This is a genomic window from Corynebacterium sp. UMB9976, assembly GCF_030212265.1.
In the GTDB taxonomy this organism is placed as follows: domain Bacteria; phylum Actinomycetota; class Actinomycetes; order Mycobacteriales; family Mycobacteriaceae; genus Corynebacterium.
The window spans coordinates 1-20,792 of record NZ_JASODY010000012.1; the positions used below are offsets into that span (position 1 = coordinate 1).

Consider the following 20,792-nt stretch of genomic DNA (forward strand, 5'->3'; position numbering starts at 1 on the left):
ACAACATAGGAATCCGGAAAGGGCCCATGAGATAAAAAGGGCCCACCCGGCGACACGCCGGGCAGACACACTTTTTGCTACTTAACCCGTTCCTGACCCAACAGCGTAGTCAGCGAAAAGAAGACCCGCCCTGGCATAAAGCCTGGGCGGGCCTTCTTTGTCTACGTAACGTCTACCTGCCGGTTCTTAACGGCTGTTGAAAGGCAGGAGAGCCATCTCGCGGGCGTTCTTGATCGCGGTAGCAACCTCACGCTGCTGCTGCGGGGTCAGGCCCGTGACGCGGCGGGAACGGATCTTGCCGCGGTCGGAGATGAACTTACGCAGGAGAGCGTAGTTCTTGTAGTCAACCTGCTCGATGCCTTCGGCCTTGAGCGGGTTCTTCTTGGGGCGGCGGGACTGCTCCATCCGCGCCCGCTTCATGTTGTTGCGCTTCATTTAAAGAGCCTCCCTAATTACCAGCTGGACTTACGAACGCCCGGCAGCTCACCGCGGTGAGCCATCTCGCGGACGCGGACACGGGACAGGCCGAACTTGCGGAGGTAGCCACGTGGGCGACCGTCGGCGGCGTCACGGTTGCGGACGCGAACAGGGGAGGCGTCGCGCGGCTGACGGTTCAGCTCGAACTGCGCCTCGATGCGATCCTCGTCGCTGGTGTTCGGGTTCTTGATGATCTTCTTGAGCTCAGCGCGACGCTCCGCATAGCGGGCGACGATTTCCTTGCGCTGCTCGTTCTTCGCGATCATGGACTTCTTAGCCATAAATTATCGCTCCTCGCGGAATTCGACGTGCTTGCGGGCAACCGGGTCGTACTTCTTCAGAGTGATGCGATCCGGGTTGTTGCGCTTGTTCTTACGGGTGACATAGGTGTAACCGGTGCCAGCCGTGGACTTGAGCTTGATGATTGGACGAATATCGTTACGAGCCATTTTTAGATCTTCTCCCCACGAGCGCGAATCTTGGCAACGACGGACTCGATGCCATCACGGTCAATGGTCTTCAGGCCCTTCGGAGAGACCGTCAACGTGATCGTGCGGCCCTCAGAAGGCAGGTAGAACTTGCGACGCTGAACATTCGGGTTCCAGCGGCGGCTCGTGTGTCGGTGAGAGTGGGAAACCTGCTTGCCGAAACCCGGCTTGCGGCCCGTCACCTGGCAATATGCCGACATGGGTTTTCTCCTTCCACCATGCACAACACAACGAAAAATGCAGGCTCCCCGGTGGGTAGACAGTCCGCTAGGAAGCACGAAATACGCTGTATGCACGGTGATGACGTTTACATAGACAACAGCAGAGGACGATTATACAGCTCAGGTGGAAAAGCGCCTAATCTTGTCCAGTCGGGACTGGTGCTTGTGCGGCGCCCGGTCAATTATGTCCACCGGTCGAAATGCGATAGACTTTTGCGGTCGTACGTGCTGCCATCGTGGCATCTCGAACGTGAAGACAATGTTTCGCCCCGACTCGGGCACGACCCGCGCTGTCATGTGTGGGACCGACCCGATGTGATCAACCTAAGGGAAGAAGTATGAAGAAGGATATCCACCCGGATTACCACCCAGTGGTATTCAAGGATTCTGCTACCGGTAAGCAGTTCCTGACCCGCTCCACCGCCACCTCTGACCGCACGGTCGAGTGGGAGGATGGCAACGAGTACCCGCTGATCGTCGTCGACATCACCAGCGAGTCCCACCCGTTCTGGACCGGCGCACAGCGCGTCATGGACACCGCAGGTCGCGTCGAGAAGTTCCAGCGCCGCTACGGTGGCATGGCTCGCCGCAAGAAGAAGACCCAGTAAGGCTCGAGGAGGGTAGAAGAAAATGGCAGTACCAAAGTTTAAGAAGTCCCGCGCCAATACCCGCGCCCGCCGTTCCCAGTGGAAGGCGGATAACGTCGATCTTCAGACTCAGAAGATCAACGGCCAGGAGGTGCAGATCCCTCGCCGCCTGGTGAAGGCTGCTCAGCTCGGCCTGATCGACCTGGACTAGTTCCGGTCAGCCGGTTTTACCGGCCCAACGCCCGCACCTGGATCGCAGGTCGCGGGCATTTTTTCTGCCGGCGCACAACCGGGGAAGTACCTAAAACTTGCGTTCGAGATGTAGAAGAATCCTAACCAGCCGGTGCAAGCAACCTAAACAGGTGCTGAGCTTTAACACAAAGTCGCGCCGAGAGGGCACAATAGCTATATGAAGATTCTCGTTGTGGACGATGACCCGGCTGTACGCGAGTCGCTGCGCCGTTCCCTGATTTTCAATGGGTACGCCGTCGTGCTCGCCGCGGACGGGGAGGAAGCGCTGGATAAAGTTCAGTCCGAGCGTCCCGACATGGCGATCCTCGACGTCATGATGCCGAAGCTCGACGGGCTCGAAGTGTGCCGCGAGCTGCGTTCCCAGGGTGATGACATCCCAATCCTCCTGCTCACGGCCCGCGACTCCGTCTCGGAGCGCGTCGCCGGGCTGGATGCCGGCGCGGACGACTACCTCACCAAGCCCTTTGCGCTCGAGGAGCTTCTGGCTCGCACCCGCTCCCTCGTCCGTCGCGCCGCACGCCCGGCGGCGGTGGACACCCAGCAGACCGAGATCCTGAAGTTCGAGGACCTCGAACTTGATCCCGCGACCCGCGACGTCACGCGCGGCAGCCGCCAGATCAGCCTGACCCGCACCGAGTTCGCGCTGCTGGAGCTGCTGCTGCGAAACCCCCGCAAGGTGCTCTCTCGCATGACGATCCTCGAGGACGTGTGGGGCTATGACTTCCCGACCTCCGGCAATGCCCTGGAGGTCTACATCGGCTACCTGCGTCGCAAGACCGAGGCCGACGGCGAGCCACGCCTGATCCAGACGGTTCGCGGCGTGGGCTACGTCCTGCGCGAGACTGCCCCATGAGTTTGAGGCGGCTCTCCCCGGAACCCCGGGGTCGTGCCTCCCGCTCGGCGACGGGGGAGCGCACCGCGGGCGAGAATGTCGACCACGGCATGCTCCTCGAACCGGAAAGTGCCGCCGAGCTGACCAAACGCCCCCGGTGGCGCCGCTTTTTGGACGGCACGCTGGGCAGCATCAAACAGCGGTTGACCATCCTGGCCTCCCTGGTCATCATCTTCTCGATCGCCACCGTTACCTTCGCGGCCTACGCCACGGTGTCCCAGATTTTGTGGCGCACCAGCGATAGCCTGCTGCGCTCCCAGGCGCAGAGCATCATCGAGATGCCACCCGAGAAGACCCCAGGTGGTGTTCAGGAGGAGAATTACGAGCCGGCCTTCGAGCGCATCTCGAACACCCTAAGTTTTATCGTCGTCCCCGAGACCTATACCGGAATCGCCGCGCCCGTCGCGAAGTTCGAACCCGTCCTGGAGGACGCCGAGATCTCGGTCATCCGGGGCGAGCACCCACATTCTTACCGCTCCGATGGCGACGACCGTTACTTTGCAGTCGCCGCACCCGACGGCCGCGTCGTCGTCCTCGTTTCTGACGCCTCGTCGACGCAGCGGGCGTTGGATTCGCTGGCGCTCATCCTGACCATGATTGGTATCTGCGGGGCGCTCGGCGCGATCGTGCTGGTCACCGCCGTGGTGAGCACGGGACTGCGACCCATCGACCGCCTCCGGCGGGCCACGGACCGAGTGACGGATACGGATGAGCTTCGTCAGCTCGTTGTTTTCTCCAATGACGAGGTCGGCACCCTCACCCAGTCCTTCAACAACATGATGCTGGCCCTGCAGACCTCCCGAGAAAAGCAGAAGGAGCTCGTGGCAGATGCCTCCCACGAGCTGAAGACGCCGCTGACCTCCCTGCGGACCAATATCGAGCTGTTGCTGCTCGCGACGCGCGAGGACTCCCCGGGTAATTCGGAGGCGGACCGCCGGGAGATCGAACGTGATGTGCTCAGCCAGTTGGACGAGATGAGTGCCCTGATTAAGGACCTGGTGGACCTCGCCCGTGAGGATGGTCCCGTCCTCAGCGACCAGGAGGTCGACCTCAACGACTGCATTCGCGTTGGTGTGGCGAAGGTGCAGCGGCGCCGCCCGGACGTCATTTTTGAGATCCACGCCGAACCCTGGGTCGCCCAGGGGGATCCGCTCAGCCTGAAACGCGCGCTGCTAAACCTGCTGGACAACGCAGCTAAATGGTCTCCGCAGGGCGGCACCGTGCGAGTGTGGATGCAACCCATCCCGCCGGCGGCCTCGGGTCTTCCTGCCGGGGCGCAGGGCGGTGAGGGATACGAGGAGGCTGTGGAAATTCGAGTCGCGGACTCGGGGCCGGGTATCCCACCCAATGACCGGGCAAAGGTCTTCGATCGCTTCTACCGCTCGATCAGTTCTCGCTCGATGCCGGGTTCTGGCCTGGGGCTTTCCATCGTGAAGCAGGCTGTGGTGAATCACGGCGGGGCGATCATCGCCGATGAATCTGACGACGGTGGCGCGCTGATGCGGGTTGTGTTGCCCGCCCGCCGTGGAACTCCCAGCGAAAAATAGGGCTGCGTCCCAGTATTTTTTAGAAGGGAAGTGGAGGATGGTTCCTATGGATAAAAATGGTGAGAATCTGAATAGCGGTAACGGTGTCGGCGGCAATGGCGCCAGCGGTGGCGGGGGAGAGCATTATCCGCAGGCGTCGGACTTTGGGCCATTCGGGCACAATGGCAACACCCGCCGCGGCGAGGCTGGGGCGCAGTACGGCCCCGGGGGCTGGGCGGGCGAGGCTCAGGACAGTCAGCGTGCCCAGTGGGGCCAGTCGCACACCGGCTATACCCAGACCCGTCAGGCCGAGACTCACCAGGCCCAGGCCAGCCAGGGCGCGCAGGTTCCACAGCGCCCGCAGGCGCTGCCGCACGAACCGGGCTACCCGCCCCAGGCAGGGCCAGGCGAGCCGGGCGAGGGCCCGCTGAACGCGCCGCCGAAGGAGAAGAAGCGCTGGTCCACCGGTGCGGTCGCGGCCCTCATGGTGGGTGCGGTGGTTCTCGCCTCCGGCACGACCTTCGCCCTGACCTCCATGCAGGGAACCAACAGCACCCGCTCCGTGAACACCCTCGACTCTGCGCCTACCGGCAACGAAGACACCAGCAGTAGCCGACTGGAGGAGTCCGGGACCATCGCCCAGGTCGCGGATAAGGTCACCCGCTCGGTGGTGCAGATCCAAGTGCAGACCGCCCGTGGCGGGGAGGAGGGGTCCGGATCCATCTTCACCAACGACGGGATGATCCTCACCAATAACCACGTCGTCGGTGCCGCCGCCAAGGGTGGTGCGAAGATGCAGGTGATCACCGCCGATGGTCGCGTGCTGCCAGCTAAGTTCATCGCCGCTGACCCGCAGACCGATATCGCCGTCATCAAGGCGGAAGGCGCCGATAACCTGCAACCCATGGCGATGGGGGACTCCAACGCCATCAATGTTGGCGAGACGGTCGCCGCGATCGGCTCCCCGCTGGGCCTGAACTCCACCGTGACCTCCGGCATCGTCTCCGCCAAGGACCGCCCCGTCCAGGCAGCCGGCGAGGACGGCGGCGAGGGCTCCCTCATCGACGCCATCCAGACCGACGCCGCCATCAACCCCGGAAACTCCGGCGGCGCGCTCGTGAACCTCAAGGGCGAGCTCGTGGGCATCCCCACCGTCATCGCGACCCTGGGTGGAGGGGGTACCTCCGGCTCCATCGGCCTGGGCTTCGCCATCCCGTCCAACCAGGCGGTGCGCATCGCCAAGCAGCTGATCGATAACGGCAAGGCCGCCCACCCGATGATCGGCGCGCAGATCAACACCGCCAGCCGCTACGTGGGAGCCGAGGTCATGGAAGTTAGCCCCGGCAGCCCCGCAGAAAAGGCTGGTTTGAAGAAGGGGGACGTGGTGCGCAAGGTCGACGACCGACTCATCGACACCGGCGTGGGGCTCATCGCCGCCATCCGTTCCCACGAAGTCGGGGACACCGTGAAGCTCACCGTCCTGCCTGGGGGACATGGACCGGAAAAGCAGCTCGACGTCACCCTCGGCACCGAGGCCGAAACCCAGGAGTAGACACACACGGGGGAGGGGTGAAAATAAAACCTCATTAGGGGTTTTAAAAATCCTCTCCCGCGTTAAAGTTAAAGCGACCCACCTGCCGTGAAGGAGTAAAAGCGTTGACGCTAAACCGGAATGAAGCCCACGAGCTCGGTGTCCGAAACCCGATCGTGGACGACATCGACCACAGTCAGCTAGACCGGCTGGACGCCGCCATTCCGGAGCCAGACGATAGCTTCCTCCACAGCCTTGACCAGAGCCTCGATGCGCAGGCCGCCGCCAAGCGCGCAGCCGCCGAGGCCGTGCCCACCCGCCACGCGCTTGTCGTGCTGATCGGGGAGGATCGCGCTGGCCAGGGCGGCAGTGGCGAGCTCGTTGCCGAACTGCTCGCAGAGGACCGCTTCATCGTCGATGCGGTTGTCAACGTCGCCGAGCGCAAGAGCGAGATCCGCCACGCCATCGAAACCGGCGTGGTGGGCGGCGCAGATCTCGTCATCACCATCGGCGGTACCGGCTTCGGTCCCCGTGACCGCGCCCCCGAGGCCACCCGCAAGCTGCTGGATCGCCGCATCCCGGGCATCGCGGAGGCGATCCGCAGCTCCGGGCTGGCCGCCAATAACAAGGATGCCGCTCTCTCCCGTGGCCTCGCCGGCATCTCCGGGTCCACCGTGGTCGTGAACATCGCCGGCAGCCGAGGCGCAATTCGCGACGGCATGGCCACGCTCGGCCCGCTGGTCAACCACGTGCTCGACGAGCTCGGCGTCTAAATGGCCCGCCGCGCACCACGCGGGCTCGCCAGCCTTGCTAAGGCCCGCAGCGCCCGGAACGCCGCCGGGCGGGTGAAAGATCCCAAGGCCGCGGGGCGGGGCGTCGATAAAGAAAAGAACCCGGCCGAGCACGGCGGGTTCGATAAAGAGTTCTGGATAGAACAACGCCCGCCCCACTGGGGGCGGGCGAAGAACTAGTTCGACGAGCGTAGAGCTGGAATACGGCTGAGCGAATTGCTCAGCGGGACTTACTCAGCGTGACGGCCGGTCGGATCGTCGTCGTTAGCGACGGACGGGTCGACCTTCTTGGTGGAGACACCGTTCTGCTGCTGCAGCAGGTCGCGGATCTCGGCCAGCAGCTCGGTCTCGGTTGCAGCTGCCTCCTCGGTGGAGATGCCCTTGCGGCGAGCGTTCATCTCGGCCAGCTTGTTCATCGGCATGATGAGGATGAAGTAGACCACGGCTGCGATGATCAGGAAGTTGATCGCAGCGGTGATGACGGCGCCGAAGTCAATGAAGGTGGCCGGGTTGCCCTCGCGGATGTGGAAGCCCAGGCCGAACTCTGGGGAACCGCCCAGCGCGGCGATCAGAGGGTTGACGATCTTGTCAGTGAAAGCGGTGACGATTGCGGTGAACGCGGAACCGACAACGACGGCTACTGCGAGCTCAACCACGTTGCCGCGCATCAGGAATTCCTTGAATCCAGACAGCATGAAAATCCCCTTCTTAAAGGTATAAAAGACTGAATTTATTATACCGATGAGCTGGGAAAATGATAGACCCCGTTCGGGGTGATTCCGGTGGCGACCGCGAGGTCGTGCGGGGCTGAGGGAACGCAAACACGCAGCTCCGGGTCGTCCACCACGGCCCAGATCGCTTGCAACCGGGGTGCAGGGAACGGTGTGCCGACCCCCGGGATCGTGACCGGATTCACAGCCGGAGCCACGGTGGGGGCGGCGTTGGCGTTTGATACCTCCACATTCTCGGACGGATGCGAGGCATCGCCCGCCACGAAGTCGGCGAGCGTGCGGTCGTAGAATCCGCCGCCCTGGCCCAGCCGGGTGCCGTCGGAACCCAGCGAGAGGGCAGGAAGGACGGCGACGTCCGCAATATCGATCAGCTCGCCAAGGTTCTCACCCGTGGGCTCCGGGATCCCCATCGAGTTTTCCACCAGGTCTGCCATGCCTGTGAACCTGCGCCATTCCAGCCTGCGGGGCTTGTACTTAACGACCGGCAGAATCACTTCAAAGCCTGCATCCCGTAGGGCTTCCGGGAGGTCCGTGCCTCCGGGCTCGCCCGGCAGAGCGCAAAATGCGGCCACGACCGGCCGGGAGTCGGGGAACCGTCGCTCCAAGACTGCCACCAGGTGGCGCTGAATGGCGCGGTCGCGCTGTGCACGCTCAGCTGCTGGAACTTGCTTGCGGGTATCGCGAACCTCGGCGCGCAAGGCGGCCTTCGTAGCGCGGGTTTTCTCGGGGTTGTGGGGCATGGTCTCCTTCGCTGCTCCTGCTCTCTGCTCGTGTGGGGTGGCGAAGCCGGAATTCTCAACGGATCTTTTCCGGCCCGCACCGGGTGTAAGTCCAGCACTTTGGCCCAGCTGGGCGGTACGATGCACCTCATGACTTCCAATGAGCTTCGCACAGTTGTGGTCCCCGCCGCAGGACTGGGGACGCGCTTCCTGCCTGCGACGAAGACGGTGCCCAAGGAACTGCTCCCCGTGGTCGACACTCCCGGGATCGAGCTTATCGCCAAGGAGGCCGCCCAGGCGGGTGCTGAACGCCTGGCGATCATCACCGCCCCGAAGAAGCAGGGCATCATGGCGCACTTCCGCACCGACGCTGAACTCGAGGCCACCCTCGAAGCTCGCGGTAAGGAGGACCAGCTCGCGAAGGTTCGCGCCACCGACGGCCTGATCGACGTGGCCGCCATCGAGCAGCCGGAGCCGCTCGGCCTTGGTCATGCCATCGGCCTGGCCGAATCCCACCTCGCCGAGGACGAAGAGTGCTTCGCCGTCATGCTCCCGGACGACCTCGTCCTGCCCTACGGGATCATGGAGACCATGCTGGAGGTCCGCCAGCGCTATGGTGGCTCCGTCCTGTGCGCAGTCGAGGTGCCGGAGGAGGACGTCTCCAAGTACGGTGTCTTCGATATCGCCGCCGACTCCGATGACCCGCAGGTCAAGAAGGTCAACGGCATGGTCGAGAAGCCGGACCTCGAAGACGCCCCGTCGAACTTCGCGGCCACCGGCCGCTACCTGCTGGACCGGCAGGTCTTCGAGGCGCTGACCCGCACCAAGCCGGGCAAGGGTGGCGAGATCCAGATCACCGACGCCATCGAGTTGATGATCTCCGAGGGGCACCCGGTGCACATCGTCGTCCACCAGGGCAAGCGTCACGACCTCGGCAACCCGGGCGGCTACATCCGCGCCTGCGTGGACATGGCCCTCGAGGATGAGACCTACGGAGAGTCCCTGAAACAGTGGCTCGAGCAGCGACTCGGGGAGTAGCCCCATGCGCAGCGTTGAGGAACAGCTAGCGATCATCTCCGCGGCGGCGGTCACGCCCGAGCCGGTGCGCATCTCCATCTCGGAGGCGCTCGGCCTGCGCTGCGCGGAGCAGATCGAGGGGGACCGGGCGGTACCCGGCTTCAACCAGGCCGCCATCGACGGCTACGCGGTGCGCGCCGTGGACGTCCGCGAACCCGCAGCCGGCGAGCTGCCCACCCTCCCGGTCGTCGGTGAGGTCACCGCAGGTTCGAGCCGTCCCGTTCGATTGCAACCGCGCCAGACCGTGCGCGTCCACGCCGGGGCGCCGATCCCGACTCTCGCCGACGCCGTTCTTCCGCTCGACTGGGTGGAGGTCGACGGCCGCCACGTGGAACCGCTACGCACCGTGAACTCGGGGGAGTTCGTCCACCGCCTCGGTTCCGACGTCCAGCCGGGCGACGTCGTCGTCGAGCAGGGCGCGGTGCTCGGCGCGGCCCAGGTGGGCTTGCTCGCAGCCATCGGCCGCTCCAAGGTGCTGGTCTACCCACGCCCGCGACTCAGCGTGCTCGCCTTCGGCCCCGAGCTCGTCGACATCGACCGCGACCCGGGCCTGGGGCAGGTTCACGACGCCAACTCCTACGCCCTGGCCGCCGCCGCCAAGGAGGCGGGCGCTGAAGCGCACCGCATGGGAATCCTCGCGGGTGAGCCGCGCCGCATCAAGGAGGTGCTCGAGGCCCAGCTGATGCGCAGCGAGGTGCTCGTCATCACCGGGGCGATTGGTGGGGAAGGCAGCGACCAGCTCCGCGAGATCCTGGGCGAGCTCGGCCCAATGGAAACCACTCGCATCGCGATGCACCCGGGCTCGATCCTTGGTTTCGGCACCCTGGGTGCTGACCAGGTGCCGACCTTCCTGCTGCCCGCCAATCCCTCCGCCGCACTCGTGGCCTTCGAAGTGCTGGTCCGCCCGCTGATTCAGATCATCCGCGGCCAGCGCCAGGCCACCCGCCGGGTGGTGCGAGCCCGCACCATTGCCGCTATCGATTCGGCACCGCGCCGCCGTGGTTTCATCCGCGGCCAGCTGATGCGCGATCGGGAGACTCGCGAGTTCCTCGTGGACCCACTGGGCGCGGTGGGCGGCGGGGAACCGACCCATCTGCTAGGCAGCTACGGCCAGGCGAACTGCCTGATCACCGTGCCTGCGGAGGAAACGCACATCGCGCCGGGCCAGTTCGTCGACGTCCTCTTCCTGACGAACCGCTCCTAGTAGCGGGGAACTCGCAGGGGAGCGGCGGACGTGGAGCTGGATAGGCGCCTGGCCAGGGGCAACGGGGCGCGGTGGCGGGTGCCTACCGTGTGGTTGCCGCAGGCGCGCCAGCGACCGGGCGCCGTTGCTGACTCCGCCACGGAGTTGCCGGTGCGCCTGCGGGAGCTGCGCCGCTCCGACGGTGCGGCCTGGCGCGCCTTCCGCATCGCCGATGAACACCTGCTGCGCCCCGTCGAGCCGACCGTGGCCACCTCCTGGGAGGAGGCGCACTCGCCGAAAATGTGGCGCCGGACCTACCGGGGACTCAAGTTCGCGGAGCGTCAGGGGGTAGCGATGTCGCTGGCGATCGAGGTAGCCGGCGAGTTTGCGGGCCAGCTCACGCTCGGCAACATGCAATACGGCACGATCGGTAATTGCTGGATCGGCTACTGGGTGTATTCCCGCTGGCAGGGCCGTGGGGTGGCTACCGCCGCCGTCGCCTTGGGTACCGACCTGGCGATGCTGGGGCTCGGCCTGCACCGGGTGGAGGCCACCGTCATGGAGGACAACCCCGCCTCCCGCCGCGTGCTGGAGAACACCGGGTACCGGGTCGAGGGGCGGCTGCAGCGCAACCTACACATCGACGGGCAGTGGACGGACCACCTGCTGGTCGCTCAGACAGTCGAGGAGCTCGGCCCCGGAATCACCCATCGGCTCGCGAACCAGGGACGTTTCCGGGTCGACTAGGCCTCAGGCAAAACTTCCGCGTTTTGGCTCGCCACGCGGCGTGGCAGGAAGCGAAGCGCCCAGGTTGCCGATACCTTGGAAGGTATTGCTGCTGGCCTTGCCGCCATCCTCCGGCAGGGCTAGTTCACCCGCTGGGTACACCCCAGAGGCCCAAACCGCTGTCTAGCTTTTAGGAGCATAAGTGTCCGGCTCCCTTCTGTTGATCCTCGCAGTATGGCTGCTGCTGATGGCGCCGTTGTTGCTGCGCAAGCAGTCTCCGGTGCGCCGCACGTCGCGGGGCATGTCCGAGACCCGAATTCTGTACGAAGGCGGTGCCAAGCGTTCCCGCCGTCCGCGCCGTCTGCTTCCCGCTGAGGGGCACTACATGTCCTCGGATGAGGACGTGGACGCGGACATCGATTTCGTCGAGGCGGAACCGGAGTACGTCCTTTTCGATGAGGACGTCGACGCCCGCGACGAGGAGCGTTCCAGCGAACATGCCGACATCGCCGATGGCGTGGAGACGGTGGACGCAGAGGTCGACGAGGACCACACCGACGTCGCCGAGGATGCCACGGACGAGACCACCAACCTGGAGACCCTGGAGGGCGAGATCGTCGACGCCGATGCCGAGGACCTGGACGGCGAGGAGCACGTGGCGGACGCCCAGCGTCGCACCGTCCCGGCCGAGGTGCCGGCCATGAGCACCGAGTCCGTCACCGTCGACGCGGAGCTGGCCGACGACGCAGCAGACACCATGGCGCACGAGGATGAAGCCCACGAGGACGCCGGTGCGGACACGCCGGCGACCCTGCGCGTGGCCGAGGCGGAGCAGGCAGACACTGCGGACGCGGACACCGAGGACGCATCGGAGGAGCAGCCCGCGCTGCGTAACATCCCGACCGCCTACTTCCGCGGCGGGGACCTGCACGTGGACGCAGGGGTCTGCGAGGAGGACGAGGCTGCCGAGGCCGAGTCGCCGCTGGTCGAAGCAGAGGAGGAGAGCTTCGAGCTGTCCGAGGAGGACATGGAATTCATCGCCTCCCGCCGAGGCCGCGGAGTTTACGACCCGGTCGCATCCCAGCAGCTCTACAACCGCCGCCTGCAGCGCCGCAAGCAGGTGCTCGGCGTGCTCGCCGGGCTGACCGCGATCGCCCTGATCGCCAGCCTCATCGTCGGTGGCAAGCTGTGGATCGCTTTCCTCGTGACGGCTGCGCTCACCGGCGTGTACCTGTTCAACCTGCGCCGCCAGGCGATCGAGGAGGCCAAGCTGCGCCGCCGCCGTCTCGCACGGATGCGCCGCGCCCGCCTGGGTGTGCGCAACCTGGAGGACGCTGAGCTCGGCGTTCCGGACCGTCTGCTGCGGCCGGGCGCGATCGTCGTCGAAACGGACGAAGCGGACCCGGAGCTGGAGAACCTGGCCTACGCCAACGGCGGGGACTTCTTCGACGACGGCTTCGACGACTACCCGGGCGAGGACGCGGACCTGGACTACTGGGACGGTCCGCACGACCGCACCCACATCCGCGCGGTCTAAGGCGTACGCGCAGAACACGGCGGATAGTCAACGATGCTGGAACACCAGGTCGCCCGCGACGGCGCCTTGCTGCTGATCCGCGCTGTGTTGGGCACCATCTTCATCGCCCACGGCTGGCAGAAACTCTTCATCCAGAAGCTTGGGGGAGACTCCGGAGTGATCGCAGAGTTTTCCCACCAGGGGATCCCGCAGCCCGAGCTCTCCGCTTGGCTGGCCACCGGGCTGGAGCTCATCGGGGGAGCGCTTCTGGTCGTGGGCCTGCTGGCGCCGCTGATGGCTGGCCTGCTGATCTTGCACATGATCGCCGCGATGTACCTGGTGCACTGGTCCCAGGGGCTCTTCGCCGCCGATAACGGCATCGAGCTGCCGCTGGTGCTGTGCGCGGGGCTGCTGGCGATCGTGGTCTTCGGTTCCGGGCGAGCCAGCCTGGACCGGGCATTCTCCCGCTTCGGGTGAGCCGTCGGGTGAGCGGGGTGGAAGGGGCTAGCGCCGCCTCTGCTTGGCAGCACGAGGCTTTTAGGGGAGCATAAGGTCTGTGGAATGCGCAGAAGTTCGGGCAGCGCTCTCGGCGCGGCTAGACGGCGAGGACGCCGCGGTGCCGGGAGAGATCGTGGACGCCCACGTGGCTCAGTGTGAGGAGTGCCAGGCGTGGTACGCGCAGGTGACCGCGATCGGGCGCGACCTGCGGCTGCGGGCCAACCCGCCCGCGCCGACCCAGGGGGCTGGTGCGGATCTCGCTGCCAAGGTGCTGCAGGTGGCAGAGGAAACCCCCGAGGTTGGTGGCGACATTCGTCGGCGGCAGCTGCCGTTGCTGGGGGCCCGCATCGCGCTGGCGGTGCTCGCGGTCGTCTATTTCCTCTGGGCGATCCTCCTGTTTGCTGGCTCGACCGCGGGTACCGCGGATCCCGCGCAGCTCTACGAGGCCATCCGGCCGGGGGAAGGGCCGCAGGCGGGGGCCGCGGACCCGGAGCTCGCGAAATACATGATTGATGCGGCCATCAGCCGCTTCGCCTTGGGCGCGGGCCTAGCCTGGGCATCCTGGGCGCCTCGCGCTGCCGGCGGGCTGCTGCCCGTCTACCTGGGGATGTGGGCCTTCGGCGGGGGCTTCGCCACCCGAGACATCATCATGGGGCTGGCGGGTGGCACCGGGGTCGATCCGGCACTCATCGGCAACCTCGCCATTCACCTCGCTGCGGTGATCGCGCTGGTGACCTGCTGGCTCTCCCGGCACCATACGATTCGGCCGCTGCGCGATTCCTGGCACGTGCTCTCAGCCAAGCCGATGAACTTTTCCGCGGTGGATGCCGAGGAGCATTCTCGCTACTATCCCGGCGATCATCGCCGCCACTAGCCGACCGATTGCCCTAGTTCCAGGAAGCCCTAGTGCCAGGAAGCCCTAGTGTTAGGAAGCCCTAGTGCCAGGAAGGCAGCCACATGCGGGCTGCCCACTCCGCAGGGCTCAGCGGCATGGCCGTGTACAGCGGCAGGAAGAAGAGGAAATTCCATACCGCAAAGCCCAGGTAGGCCACGACCAGTACCAGGCCGGCGTGGGCCTGTAACCATGCCACCGGGCGGTGCGTGCTGCCGGGCGCCATGCGCCACCCCAAGACACGGCCGCAGATCAGCGCCAGGCCGATGATGAGGAAGGGCGCGAGGTTCAGCGCATAGAAGAGGTACATCTGGCGGTCGGTGTTCAGCAGCCACGGCAGGAATCCGGCGGCGAAACCCACGACCGGCACGACCCACACCAGGTCCCGGAACCGGGCCAGGCGGTAGCAGCCATAGGCCAGCACCAGCACGGTGGGGAACCAGATCGCCGGCGTCCCAACCAGTAGCTCCACGGTACGGGTGCCGTCCTCGTGGCTAGGGTTGTAGTACATCAGCCCGCGGGTGGAGGCCAGCCAGGACCAGGGCTTCGACTCCCACGGGTGGTTGTGACCATTCGAATTGGTCAGCTCCGAGTGAAAGCGCAGCACCGACAGGTGGTAGTAGAGGAAGTTCAGGACAGAATCCGGCAGGAATCCCAGCGGGGATTCGGCCAGCGCGGTGGCGTCCTCGACGAGCCCGGACTCCACCGCGTGCCGGTACACGGAGGTCTCGCTGCCGAACCACGCCCGCCAGGACAGCAGGTAGCAGCACACCGGGACGATGACGACCGCGAAGAAGTGCGGCGGGGCGTCCCGAAGCAGCGCACCCAGCAGCGGACGGCGCACGCCATAACGCCAGCGACGGTGCGCATCCAGGGCCACGAGGGCCACGCCGAAGAAGGCCATGTAGTACAGCCCGGACCACTTGACCGCCAGCGTGCCACCGAGCGCGATGCCGGCGGCGAAGCGCCACCAGCGGAAGCCCAGCCGCGGGCCAGCCGGGAAGTCCCCGATTCGGCCCTCACGAAACACGGCCCGGTAGCGGCGCTCCATCTCCTCGTGGTCGCGGACCAGGAAGTACACGGTGGCCAAAAGGAAGAGAGTTTGGAAGTGATCCAGCATTCCGGAACGGCTGGTCAGCAGCAGAATGCCATCGGAGAGGGCGAGCACGCCGGCCAGCAAGCCGACCAAGTCCGAGCGGGATATCCGCCGGGCGATGCCCGCGATCAAGCAGACCACCGCCACGCCCGCCAGCGCGGCGCACACCCGCCAGCCGAAGGGGGTATAGCCAAAGACCCCCATTCCGGCGGCCATGATTTCTTTGGCCAGCGGCGGGTGAACGACCAGCCCATAGCCGGGGTTATCCTCGATGCCTCCCAGCACCAGGTGGTCCCAGCCGCGCAGGATTTGCCAGGCTTGAGGGACATAGTGCTTTTCATCGAAGACCGGGGTGCCGCCGTCGGTGGGGGAGCCCAGATTGACCATCCGAAGGAGGGCGGCGAAGGCGGCCAGCAGAAGCTGAATGATCGCCCAACGGCGTTGGTTCATCCGCTGATTCGGCTGGCCCACGCGGGGCTCGGCTGGCCCGGTGGCCGGCGCCGGGGAGGTCTTCGTTGTCACAGGGAAAGCTTATCCGATGTGGATTTTGCTTTAAGCGGTGCCATGCTGGTGGCATGAGCTCCGCACCGACGCACTCCCGCACCATTGACGCCCCAGCCCCGGACTTCGGCCACCTGTGGGAACAGGCCTGCGCCAATCCGCCGCTGCCGGACGGTGGCATCATCCTCGCGGCCACGCCCCTGGGCAACCCGCAGGATGCGTCGATCCGGTTGCTCCACGCCCTGGCCACCGCAGACGTGATCGCGGCGGAGGATACCCGCCGCAGCCGGGCGCTCGCCGACGCGCTGGGGGTCAGCATCCGTGGCAAGGTGCTCTCCAATTTCGACCACAACGAGGAGCACCGCGCCGAGGAGCTCGTCCAAGCCGCGGCCACCGGCCAGCGGGTGCTGGTCATCACGGACGCGGGCATGCCCTCCGTGTCGGACCCGGGTTTTCCTGCCGTCGTCGCAGCCCACCAACGCGGCGTCCCGGTGACCTGCCTGCCGGGTCCGTCCGCTGTGCCGACGGCACTGGCGCTCTCCGGGATCGGGGTCGGTCACTTCCGCTTCCTGGGTTTTGCGCCGAGGAAGGACGGCCAGCGCCGCCAGTTCTTCGACGCCGCCCGCAGCGGGGACGAGGCCGTCTGTTTCTTCGAGTCACCCCACCGGTTGGCCTCCACGCTCGAAATTGCCGCCGAGGTGCTGGGAGAGGAGCGCGCGGCAGCCGTGTGCCGGGAGCTCACCAAGACCTTCGAGGAGGTCAAGGCGGGCACGCTCGGCCAGCTCGCCGAGTGGGCGGAGGCCGGGGTCAAGGGGGAGATCACTGTTGTGATCGAGGCGACCGCCGCCACGGCGGAGGTCGCGCCCGAAGACGTCGTGGGCGAGGTCGAGGAATTGGTATCCCAGGGGCAGCGGCTGAAGGCCGCCGCCGGGGAGGTGGCTGCCTCCCACGGTCTCGGAAAGCGGGATGTTTACGAGGCGGTACTGGCCGCCCGGGCGGAAAAATAGGCCACAACCTGCGCATCAAAGCGAATTTGTTATCAGATTGTTATCTCTTGGTAGGGAAGAGCGCCCTGAACAGCGCTATAACAATTCTGGCAGCCACCTAGAAAACCGCTGTGAGCCCGTTGCGAGCTCGATAACGGCGCCGAAAACTAGCAAAACGCAAAAATCCCACGCACAGTGGGGCAATGAGCAATTCTGAGAACACCCTTGACCAGCTGAAGGAAGGCAGTATCTCGCCGCAAGAGGCCCAAGACGCCGCGCGGCTGAGTGAACCCGCGGATAGTGCCGCGGCCAAGGACGAGCGCGCAGGCATCGACTGGGTCGTCACCGGCCCCGCCGCCGCGCTCGTCCTCGCCGTGGTGGCCTGGGGGCTCGTGGGCTCCGAATCCTTCGCCAACTTCGCCAGCCAGGCGCTGGACTACGTCGTGGTTGACTGGGGCTGGCTGTTCATTCTGGCCTCGACCGTGTTCGTCTTCTTCGTGCTCTTCGTGGCCTTCTCGAAGTTCGGGCACATCAAGCTCGGCAAGGATGATGAACAGCCAGAGTTCTCGACATTCTCCTGGGTCGCGATGATGTTCGCCGCCGGCATGGGCATCGGCCTGATGTTCTACGGCACCACCGAGCCGCTGACCCACTTCCGCACCGGCGTGCCGGGTCGCCCGGAGGGCAACGTGGGCGAGGCCTTCGCCTCCACGCTCTTCCACTGGGGTCTGCACCCATGGTCGCTGTACGCCATCGTCGGACTGGCCATCGCCTACGGCACCTTCCGCCTGGGGCGCAAGCAGCTGCTGAGCTCCGCGTTCATCCCGCTGATCGGCCATCGCCTGGCCGAGGGCTGGCTCGGTAAGCTCATCGACATCCTGGCTATTTTCGCCACCGTCTTCGGCACCGCCGCCTCCCTGGGTATTGGTGCTCGCCAGATCGCCTCGGGCATGGAAATCGTCGACTGGGTCGATAACCCCGGCAACACCCTGATCGTTGGCATCATCGTCGTGCTCGGCATCGCCTTCCTGATCTCCGCCGCATCCGGCGTGGGCAAGGGTATTCAGTGGATCTCGAATACGAACATGGTGCTGGCTTCGATCATCGCGCTGTTTGTCCTCATTGTCGGCCCGACCGTCGTCATCATGAACATGGTCCCGACGACGCTGGGCAACTACCTGCAGGACTTCTTCGCCATGGCCTCCCGCACCGCCCAGTCCTCCGAGGACGCCGGTGACTGGCTGTCTAGCTGGACCATTTTCTACTGGGCATGGTGGGGCTCCTGGTCCCCGTTCGTGGGCATGTTCCTGGCTCGTATTTCCCGCGGCCGTACCGTCCGCGAGTTCATCATGGTGATCCTGCTCGTCCCGACCTCCGTGACGATCCTGTGGTTCTCCATCTTCGGCGGCACCGCGATCCACCTCGAGGAGACCGGCAAGTCCATCTGGGGCGACGGTGATGCCACCAAGATGCTGTTCAACCTGCTGTACGAGTACCCATTCGGCGCGGGTGTGTCCATCATTGCGATGCTGCTGCTTGGCACCTTCTTCATCACCTCGGCGGACTCCGCCTCCACGGTGATGGGCAGCATGTCTCAGCGCGGCCGCCTCGTCGCATCCCCGATCGTCACCGTCCTGTGGGGTGTTCTCACCTGCGCCATCGCGGTGATCATGCTGACCACGGGTGATGCGGACTCGCTGGATAACCTGCAGAACATCACGATTATCGCGGCCTCCCCATTCGTGTTCATCATCATCGCCCTGATGTTCGCCGTGGTGAAGGCCCTGGGCGACGACCCGCTCTACCTGGATCAGAAGAATCAGCGGAGGATGGTGCTGCGCGTCGCCCGCGAATACCGGGAACGCGAAAACCGCGAGATCGTGAAGCGGGCACGCCGCATGAAGAACCGCCGCGAGGACGTCACCGCCACGACGGCGGACACTGCGCCCCACGCCGCCGCCACGGCAGACGCCGAAGCTGCGGTCGAGGACTCCGCAGGTGCGCAGAGCTACGCCTCCGAGGACCTCGACGGTCTGGAGACGATGAGCGTCTACGACGGCGAGAAGGTCGTTGAGGTTGTCGACGCCGAAGACGTCGCCGACTACATCAGCAACCGCAACGACGAGGACGCCGACGGGCGCAGCTAAGCCCCACGCGGTCCTTCGCGGAACCCAGCCCCACCTACCCGGTCGGAACTTGCCCCGGGAGGTGGGGCTTTGTTCGCGCAGCAGGCACGGATCTAATAGGGTTTAAGGCATGTCAAAGCGCGTACTCACCTCTGTTGCCTGGCCCTATGCCAACGGCCCCCGTCACATCGGCCATGTCGCCGGCTTCGGCGTCCCGTCCGACGTTTTTGCCCGTTATCAGCGAATGATCGGCAACGACGTGCTGATGGTCTCCGGCACGGATGAGCACGGCACCCCGCTGCTGGTGCAGGCGGATAAGGAAAACACCACGGTCCGCGAGCTCGCGGACCGCTACAACCGCATCATCGTCGAGGACCTCGTGGGACTGGGACTGTCCTACGACCTCTTCACCCGCACCACCACCCGCAACCACTACGCGATTGTCCAGGAGCTGTTCCGCGGGCTCAACGACAACGGCTACATGCTCAAGCAGACCACCCGTGGTGCCGTGAGCCCGTCCACCGGCCGCACCCTGCCGGACCGCTACATCGAGGGCACCTGCCCGCTGTGTGGCGCCACCGACGCCCGCGGCGACCAGTGCGATAACTGCGGCAACCAGCTGGACCCGGCCGACCTGATCGACCCGCGCTCCAAGATCAACGGCGAGACTCCGGAGTTCGTCGACACCGAGCACTTCATGCTCGACCTGCCCGCCCTGGCCGAGGCGCTGGAGGAGTGGCTGAAGGGACGCGATGACTGGCGTCCGAACGTCCTGAAGTTCTCCCTGAACCTGCTGAAGGACATCCGTCCCCGCGCGATGAGCCGCGACATCGACTGGGGCGTGCCCGTCCCGATCGAGGGCTGGCAGGATAACAACGCCAAGAAGCTCTACGTCTGGTTCGACGCGGTCGTCGGCTACCTCTCCGCATCCATCGAGTGGGCTTGGCGCACCGGCGACCCGGAGGCCTGGCGTAAGTGGTGGAACGACCCGGAGGCCGTGTCCTACTACTTCATGGGTAAGGACAACATCACCTTCCACTCCCAGATCTGGCCAGGCGAGATGCTCGGCTACGCCGGCAAGGGAAGCAAGGGCGGCGAGCAGGGCGAGCTGGGCGAGCTGAACCTGCCGACCGAGGTCGTCTCCTCCGAGTTTCTGACCATGTCCGGCTCCAAGTTCTCCTCCTCCAAGGGGGTTGTGATCTACGTCCGCGACTTCCTCAAGGAATTCGGTCCCGACGCGCTGCGCTACTTCATCGCCGTCGCAGGCCCCGAGAACACGGACACGGACTTCACCTGGGACGAGTTCGTTCGCCGCATCAACTCGGAGCTGGCCAACGAGTGGGGCAACCTGGTCAACCGCACGGTGTCCATGGCGCACAAGAACTTCGGCGAGATCCCGACCCCGGGCGAGTACACCGCCGAGGATCAGGAGCTGCTGGACGAGGCCAAGAAGGCCTTCGACATCGTCGGCGACGCGCTGCAGCTCTCCAAGTTCAAGGCAGGCATGACCGAGGCCATGCGCATCGCAGCGCGGGCCAACCAGTACATCGCCGCCCAGGAGCCGTGGAAGCTGGCGAAGGACGAGACCCAGCGCGAGCGCCTGGCTACCGTCCTGTACGTTGCCCTGCAGGTTGTCGCGGACGTCAACACCCTGATGACCCCGTACCTGCCCTTCTCCGCTCAGAAGGTCTTCGAGACCCTCGGCGGCGAGGGGATCTGGGCAGCCCAGCCGGAGATTGTTGAGGTTAAGGACGAATCCCCGCGCACCCCGGTCGGTGTGGGCCTGCCGGAAGAGGGGAGCACCTACCCGGTCATCATGGGTAACTACACCGAGCAGCAGGCCACCTGGCAGCGCATCGAGCTGACCCCGGGCACCCCGCTGAGCAAGCCGAAGCCGCTGTTCCAGAAGCTGGACCCGGAGCTGGCGGAGACCGGCCCGGAGTGGGCGCCGGTCGTCAAGGACTAGCTGACCGGTA

At 65.5% G+C, this 20,792-nt stretch carries 22 protein-coding genes; 15 read left to right on the top strand and 7 right to left on the bottom strand.

What is annotated here, in order from left to right:
- Window positions 1–186: 186 nt before the first annotated feature.
- From rpsR to rpmB, 4 genes are read right to left on the bottom strand one after another with little or no spacing between them, the layout of a single operon-like run.
- Entirely contained in the window at window positions 187–435 is a 249-nt protein-coding gene (gene rpsR / locus QP140_RS06675) for a 30S ribosomal protein S18 (protein WP_012359791.1), read from the bottom strand.
- Between the two features lie 17 nt (window positions 436–452).
- On the bottom strand, window positions 453–758 hold the full coding sequence (gene rpsN / locus QP140_RS06680; protein WP_012359792.1) for a 30S ribosomal protein S14: 306 nt from the start codon (window positions 756–758) through the stop codon (window positions 453–455).
- A gap of 3 nt (window positions 759–761) precedes the next feature.
- Complete coding sequence (gene rpmG, locus QP140_RS06685; RefSeq protein ID WP_012359793.1) at window positions 762–926, bottom strand: 50S ribosomal protein L33; 165 nt, start codon at window positions 924–926, stop codon at window positions 762–764.
- A gap of 2 nt (window positions 927–928) precedes the next feature.
- Window positions 929–1,165 carry a 50S ribosomal protein L28 gene (rpmB, locus tag QP140_RS06690; RefSeq protein ID WP_012359794.1) on the bottom strand — a complete coding sequence of 79 codons (237 nt, stop codon included), beginning with the start codon at window positions 1,163–1,165 and terminating at the stop codon, window positions 929–931.
- Between the two features lie 359 nt (window positions 1,166–1,524).
- Here rpmB and QP140_RS06695 point away from each other — a divergent pair, with 359 nt between their 5' ends.
- The 6 genes from QP140_RS06695 to QP140_RS06720 all read left to right on the top strand — a co-directional run bounded on the left by QP140_RS06695 (window position 1,525) and on the right by QP140_RS06720 (window position 6,747).
- Entirely contained in the window at window positions 1,525–1,794 is a 270-nt protein-coding gene (locus tag QP140_RS06695) for a type B 50S ribosomal protein L31 (RefSeq protein WP_012359795.1), read from the top strand.
- A 22-nt stretch (window positions 1,795–1,816) separates the two neighbouring features.
- Complete coding sequence (gene rpmF / locus QP140_RS06700) at window positions 1,817–1,984, top strand: 50S ribosomal protein L32 (protein WP_015381369.1); 168 nt, start codon at window positions 1,817–1,819, stop codon at window positions 1,982–1,984.
- A 198-nt stretch (window positions 1,985–2,182) separates the two neighbouring features.
- Complete coding sequence (locus QP140_RS06705) at window positions 2,183–2,878, top strand: response regulator transcription factor (protein ID WP_284758763.1); 696 nt, start codon at window positions 2,183–2,185, stop codon at window positions 2,876–2,878.
- Window positions 2,875–4,464: a sensor histidine kinase gene (locus QP140_RS06710; RefSeq protein WP_284758764.1), complete on the top strand. Its 1,590-nt coding sequence runs from the start codon at window positions 2,875–2,877 to the stop codon at window positions 4,462–4,464. Before QP140_RS06705 ends, QP140_RS06710 begins: the two co-directional genes overlap by 4 nt.
- Window positions 4,465–4,501: 37 nt before the next feature.
- Window positions 4,502–5,995 (top strand): S1C family serine protease, encoded by a 1,494-nt coding sequence (locus QP140_RS06715; RefSeq protein ID WP_284758765.1) that lies wholly within the window; start codon window positions 4,502–4,504, stop codon window positions 5,993–5,995.
- Between the two features lie 104 nt (window positions 5,996–6,099).
- Complete coding sequence (locus QP140_RS06720) at window positions 6,100–6,747, top strand: MogA/MoaB family molybdenum cofactor biosynthesis protein (RefSeq protein WP_070758653.1); 648 nt, start codon at window positions 6,100–6,102, stop codon at window positions 6,745–6,747.
- Between the two features lie 248 nt (window positions 6,748–6,995).
- Here the strand turns inward: QP140_RS06720 and mscL are convergent, their stop codons facing one another.
- Both mscL and QP140_RS06730 read right to left on the bottom strand, forming a co-directional pair.
- Window positions 6,996–7,460, bottom strand: a complete 465-nt coding sequence (mscL, locus tag QP140_RS06725; protein WP_070758652.1) for a large conductance mechanosensitive channel protein MscL — start codon at window positions 7,458–7,460, stop codon at window positions 6,996–6,998.
- Between the two features lie 38 nt (window positions 7,461–7,498).
- Window positions 7,499–8,236 carry a 5-formyltetrahydrofolate cyclo-ligase gene (locus tag QP140_RS06730; RefSeq protein WP_284758766.1) on the bottom strand — a complete coding sequence of 246 codons (738 nt, stop codon included), beginning with the start codon at window positions 8,234–8,236 and terminating at the stop codon, window positions 7,499–7,501.
- A 129-nt stretch (window positions 8,237–8,365) separates the two neighbouring features.
- Between QP140_RS06730 and QP140_RS06735 the strand changes: the two genes are divergently transcribed.
- The 6 genes from QP140_RS06735 to QP140_RS06760 all read left to right on the top strand — a co-directional run bounded on the left by QP140_RS06735 (window position 8,366) and on the right by QP140_RS06760 (window position 14,089).
- Window positions 8,366–9,253, top strand: coding sequence for a UTP--glucose-1-phosphate uridylyltransferase (locus QP140_RS06735; RefSeq protein WP_187441053.1), 888 nt, complete (start codon window positions 8,366–8,368; stop codon window positions 9,251–9,253).
- Window positions 9,254–9,257: 4 nt separating this feature from the next.
- Window positions 9,258–10,496, top strand: coding sequence for a molybdotransferase-like divisome protein Glp (glp, locus tag QP140_RS06740; RefSeq protein WP_284758767.1), 1,239 nt, complete (start codon window positions 9,258–9,260; stop codon window positions 10,494–10,496).
- A 30-nt stretch (window positions 10,497–10,526) separates the two neighbouring features.
- Window positions 10,527–11,222, top strand: coding sequence for a GNAT family N-acetyltransferase (locus QP140_RS06745; protein WP_070758648.1), 696 nt, complete (start codon window positions 10,527–10,529; stop codon window positions 11,220–11,222).
- A 181-nt stretch (window positions 11,223–11,403) separates the two neighbouring features.
- Entirely contained in the window at window positions 11,404–12,738 is a 1,335-nt protein-coding gene (gene sepX / locus QP140_RS06750; protein WP_284758768.1) for a divisome protein SepX/GlpR, read from the top strand.
- A 33-nt stretch (window positions 12,739–12,771) separates the two neighbouring features.
- Complete coding sequence (locus tag QP140_RS06755; RefSeq protein WP_070758646.1) at window positions 12,772–13,194, top strand: DoxX family protein; 423 nt, start codon at window positions 12,772–12,774, stop codon at window positions 13,192–13,194.
- A gap of 79 nt (window positions 13,195–13,273) precedes the next feature.
- A complete protein-coding gene (locus tag QP140_RS06760) occupies window positions 13,274–14,089 on the top strand; it encodes a zf-HC2 domain-containing protein (RefSeq protein ID WP_070758645.1) in 816 nt (271 codons plus the stop codon).
- Window positions 14,090–14,150: 61 nt separating this feature from the next.
- Here QP140_RS06760 and QP140_RS06765 read toward each other — a convergent pair whose 3' ends face one another.
- Window positions 14,151–15,653 (bottom strand): dolichyl-phosphate-mannose--protein mannosyltransferase, encoded by a 1,503-nt coding sequence (locus QP140_RS06765; RefSeq protein WP_284758808.1) that lies wholly within the window; start codon window positions 15,651–15,653, stop codon window positions 14,151–14,153.
- A gap of 125 nt (window positions 15,654–15,778) precedes the next feature.
- Here QP140_RS06765 and rsmI point away from each other — a divergent pair, with 125 nt between their 5' ends.
- The 3 genes from rsmI (at window position 15,779) to metG (ending at window position 20,782) form a co-directional block, all read left to right on the top strand.
- Window positions 15,779–16,711 (top strand): 16S rRNA (cytidine(1402)-2'-O)-methyltransferase, encoded by a 933-nt coding sequence (rsmI, locus tag QP140_RS06770; protein WP_442875019.1) that lies wholly within the window; start codon window positions 15,779–15,781, stop codon window positions 16,709–16,711.
- 182 nt (window positions 16,712–16,893) lie between these two features.
- Window positions 16,894–18,837 carry a BCCT family transporter gene (locus tag QP140_RS06775; protein ID WP_284758770.1) on the top strand — a complete coding sequence of 648 codons (1,944 nt, stop codon included), beginning with the start codon at window positions 16,894–16,896 and terminating at the stop codon, window positions 18,835–18,837.
- Between the two features lie 109 nt (window positions 18,838–18,946).
- Entirely contained in the window at window positions 18,947–20,782 is a 1,836-nt protein-coding gene (gene metG / locus QP140_RS06780; RefSeq protein ID WP_284758771.1) for a methionine--tRNA ligase, read from the top strand.
- The last annotated feature ends 10 nt before the right edge of the window (window positions 20,783–20,792 follow it).

Bases quoted from the DNA above. Each gene is read 5' to 3' on its own strand.
- rpsR (WP_012359791.1), bottom strand. From the start codon at position 435: ATGAAGCGCAACAACATGAAGCGGGCGCGGATGGAGCAGTCCCGCCGC.
- rpsN (WP_012359792.1), bottom strand. From the start codon at position 758: ATGGCTAAGAAGTCCATGATCGCGAAGAACGAGCAGCGCAAGGAAATC.
- rpmG (WP_012359793.1), bottom strand. From the start codon at position 926: ATGGCTCGTAACGATATTCGTCCAATCATCAAGCTCAAGTCCACGGCT.
- rpmB (WP_012359794.1), bottom strand. From the start codon at position 1,165: ATGTCGGCATATTGCCAGGTGACGGGCCGCAAGCCGGGTTTCGGCAAG.
- QP140_RS06695 (WP_012359795.1), top strand. From the start codon at position 1,525: ATGAAGAAGGATATCCACCCGGATTACCACCCAGTGGTATTCAAGGAT.
- rpmF (WP_015381369.1), top strand. From the start codon at position 1,817: ATGGCAGTACCAAAGTTTAAGAAGTCCCGCGCCAATACCCGCGCCCGC.
- QP140_RS06705 (WP_284758763.1), top strand. From the start codon at position 2,183: ATGAAGATTCTCGTTGTGGACGATGACCCGGCTGTACGCGAGTCGCTG.
- QP140_RS06710 (WP_284758764.1), top strand. From the start codon at position 2,875: ATGAGTTTGAGGCGGCTCTCCCCGGAACCCCGGGGTCGTGCCTCCCGC.
- QP140_RS06715 (WP_284758765.1), top strand. From the start codon at position 4,502: ATGGTTCCTATGGATAAAAATGGTGAGAATCTGAATAGCGGTAACGGT.
- mscL (WP_070758652.1), bottom strand. From the start codon at position 7,460: ATGCTGTCTGGATTCAAGGAATTCCTGATGCGCGGCAACGTGGTTGAG.
- QP140_RS06730 (WP_284758766.1), bottom strand. From the start codon at position 8,236: ATGCCCCACAACCCCGAGAAAACCCGCGCTACGAAGGCCGCCTTGCGC.
- QP140_RS06735 (WP_187441053.1), top strand. From the start codon at position 8,366: ATGACTTCCAATGAGCTTCGCACAGTTGTGGTCCCCGCCGCAGGACTG.
- glp (WP_284758767.1), top strand. From the start codon at position 9,258: ATGCGCAGCGTTGAGGAACAGCTAGCGATCATCTCCGCGGCGGCGGTC.
- QP140_RS06755 (WP_070758646.1), top strand. From the start codon at position 12,772: ATGCTGGAACACCAGGTCGCCCGCGACGGCGCCTTGCTGCTGATCCGC.
- QP140_RS06765 (WP_284758808.1), bottom strand. From the start codon at position 15,653: ATGAACCAACGCCGTTGGGCGATCATTCAGCTTCTGCTGGCCGCCTTC.
- rsmI (WP_442875019.1), top strand. From the start codon at position 15,779: ATGAGCTCCGCACCGACGCACTCCCGCACCATTGACGCCCCAGCCCCG.
- QP140_RS06775 (WP_284758770.1), top strand. From the start codon at position 16,894: ATGAGCAATTCTGAGAACACCCTTGACCAGCTGAAGGAAGGCAGTATC.
- metG (WP_284758771.1), top strand. From the start codon at position 18,947: ATGTCAAAGCGCGTACTCACCTCTGTTGCCTGGCCCTATGCCAACGGC.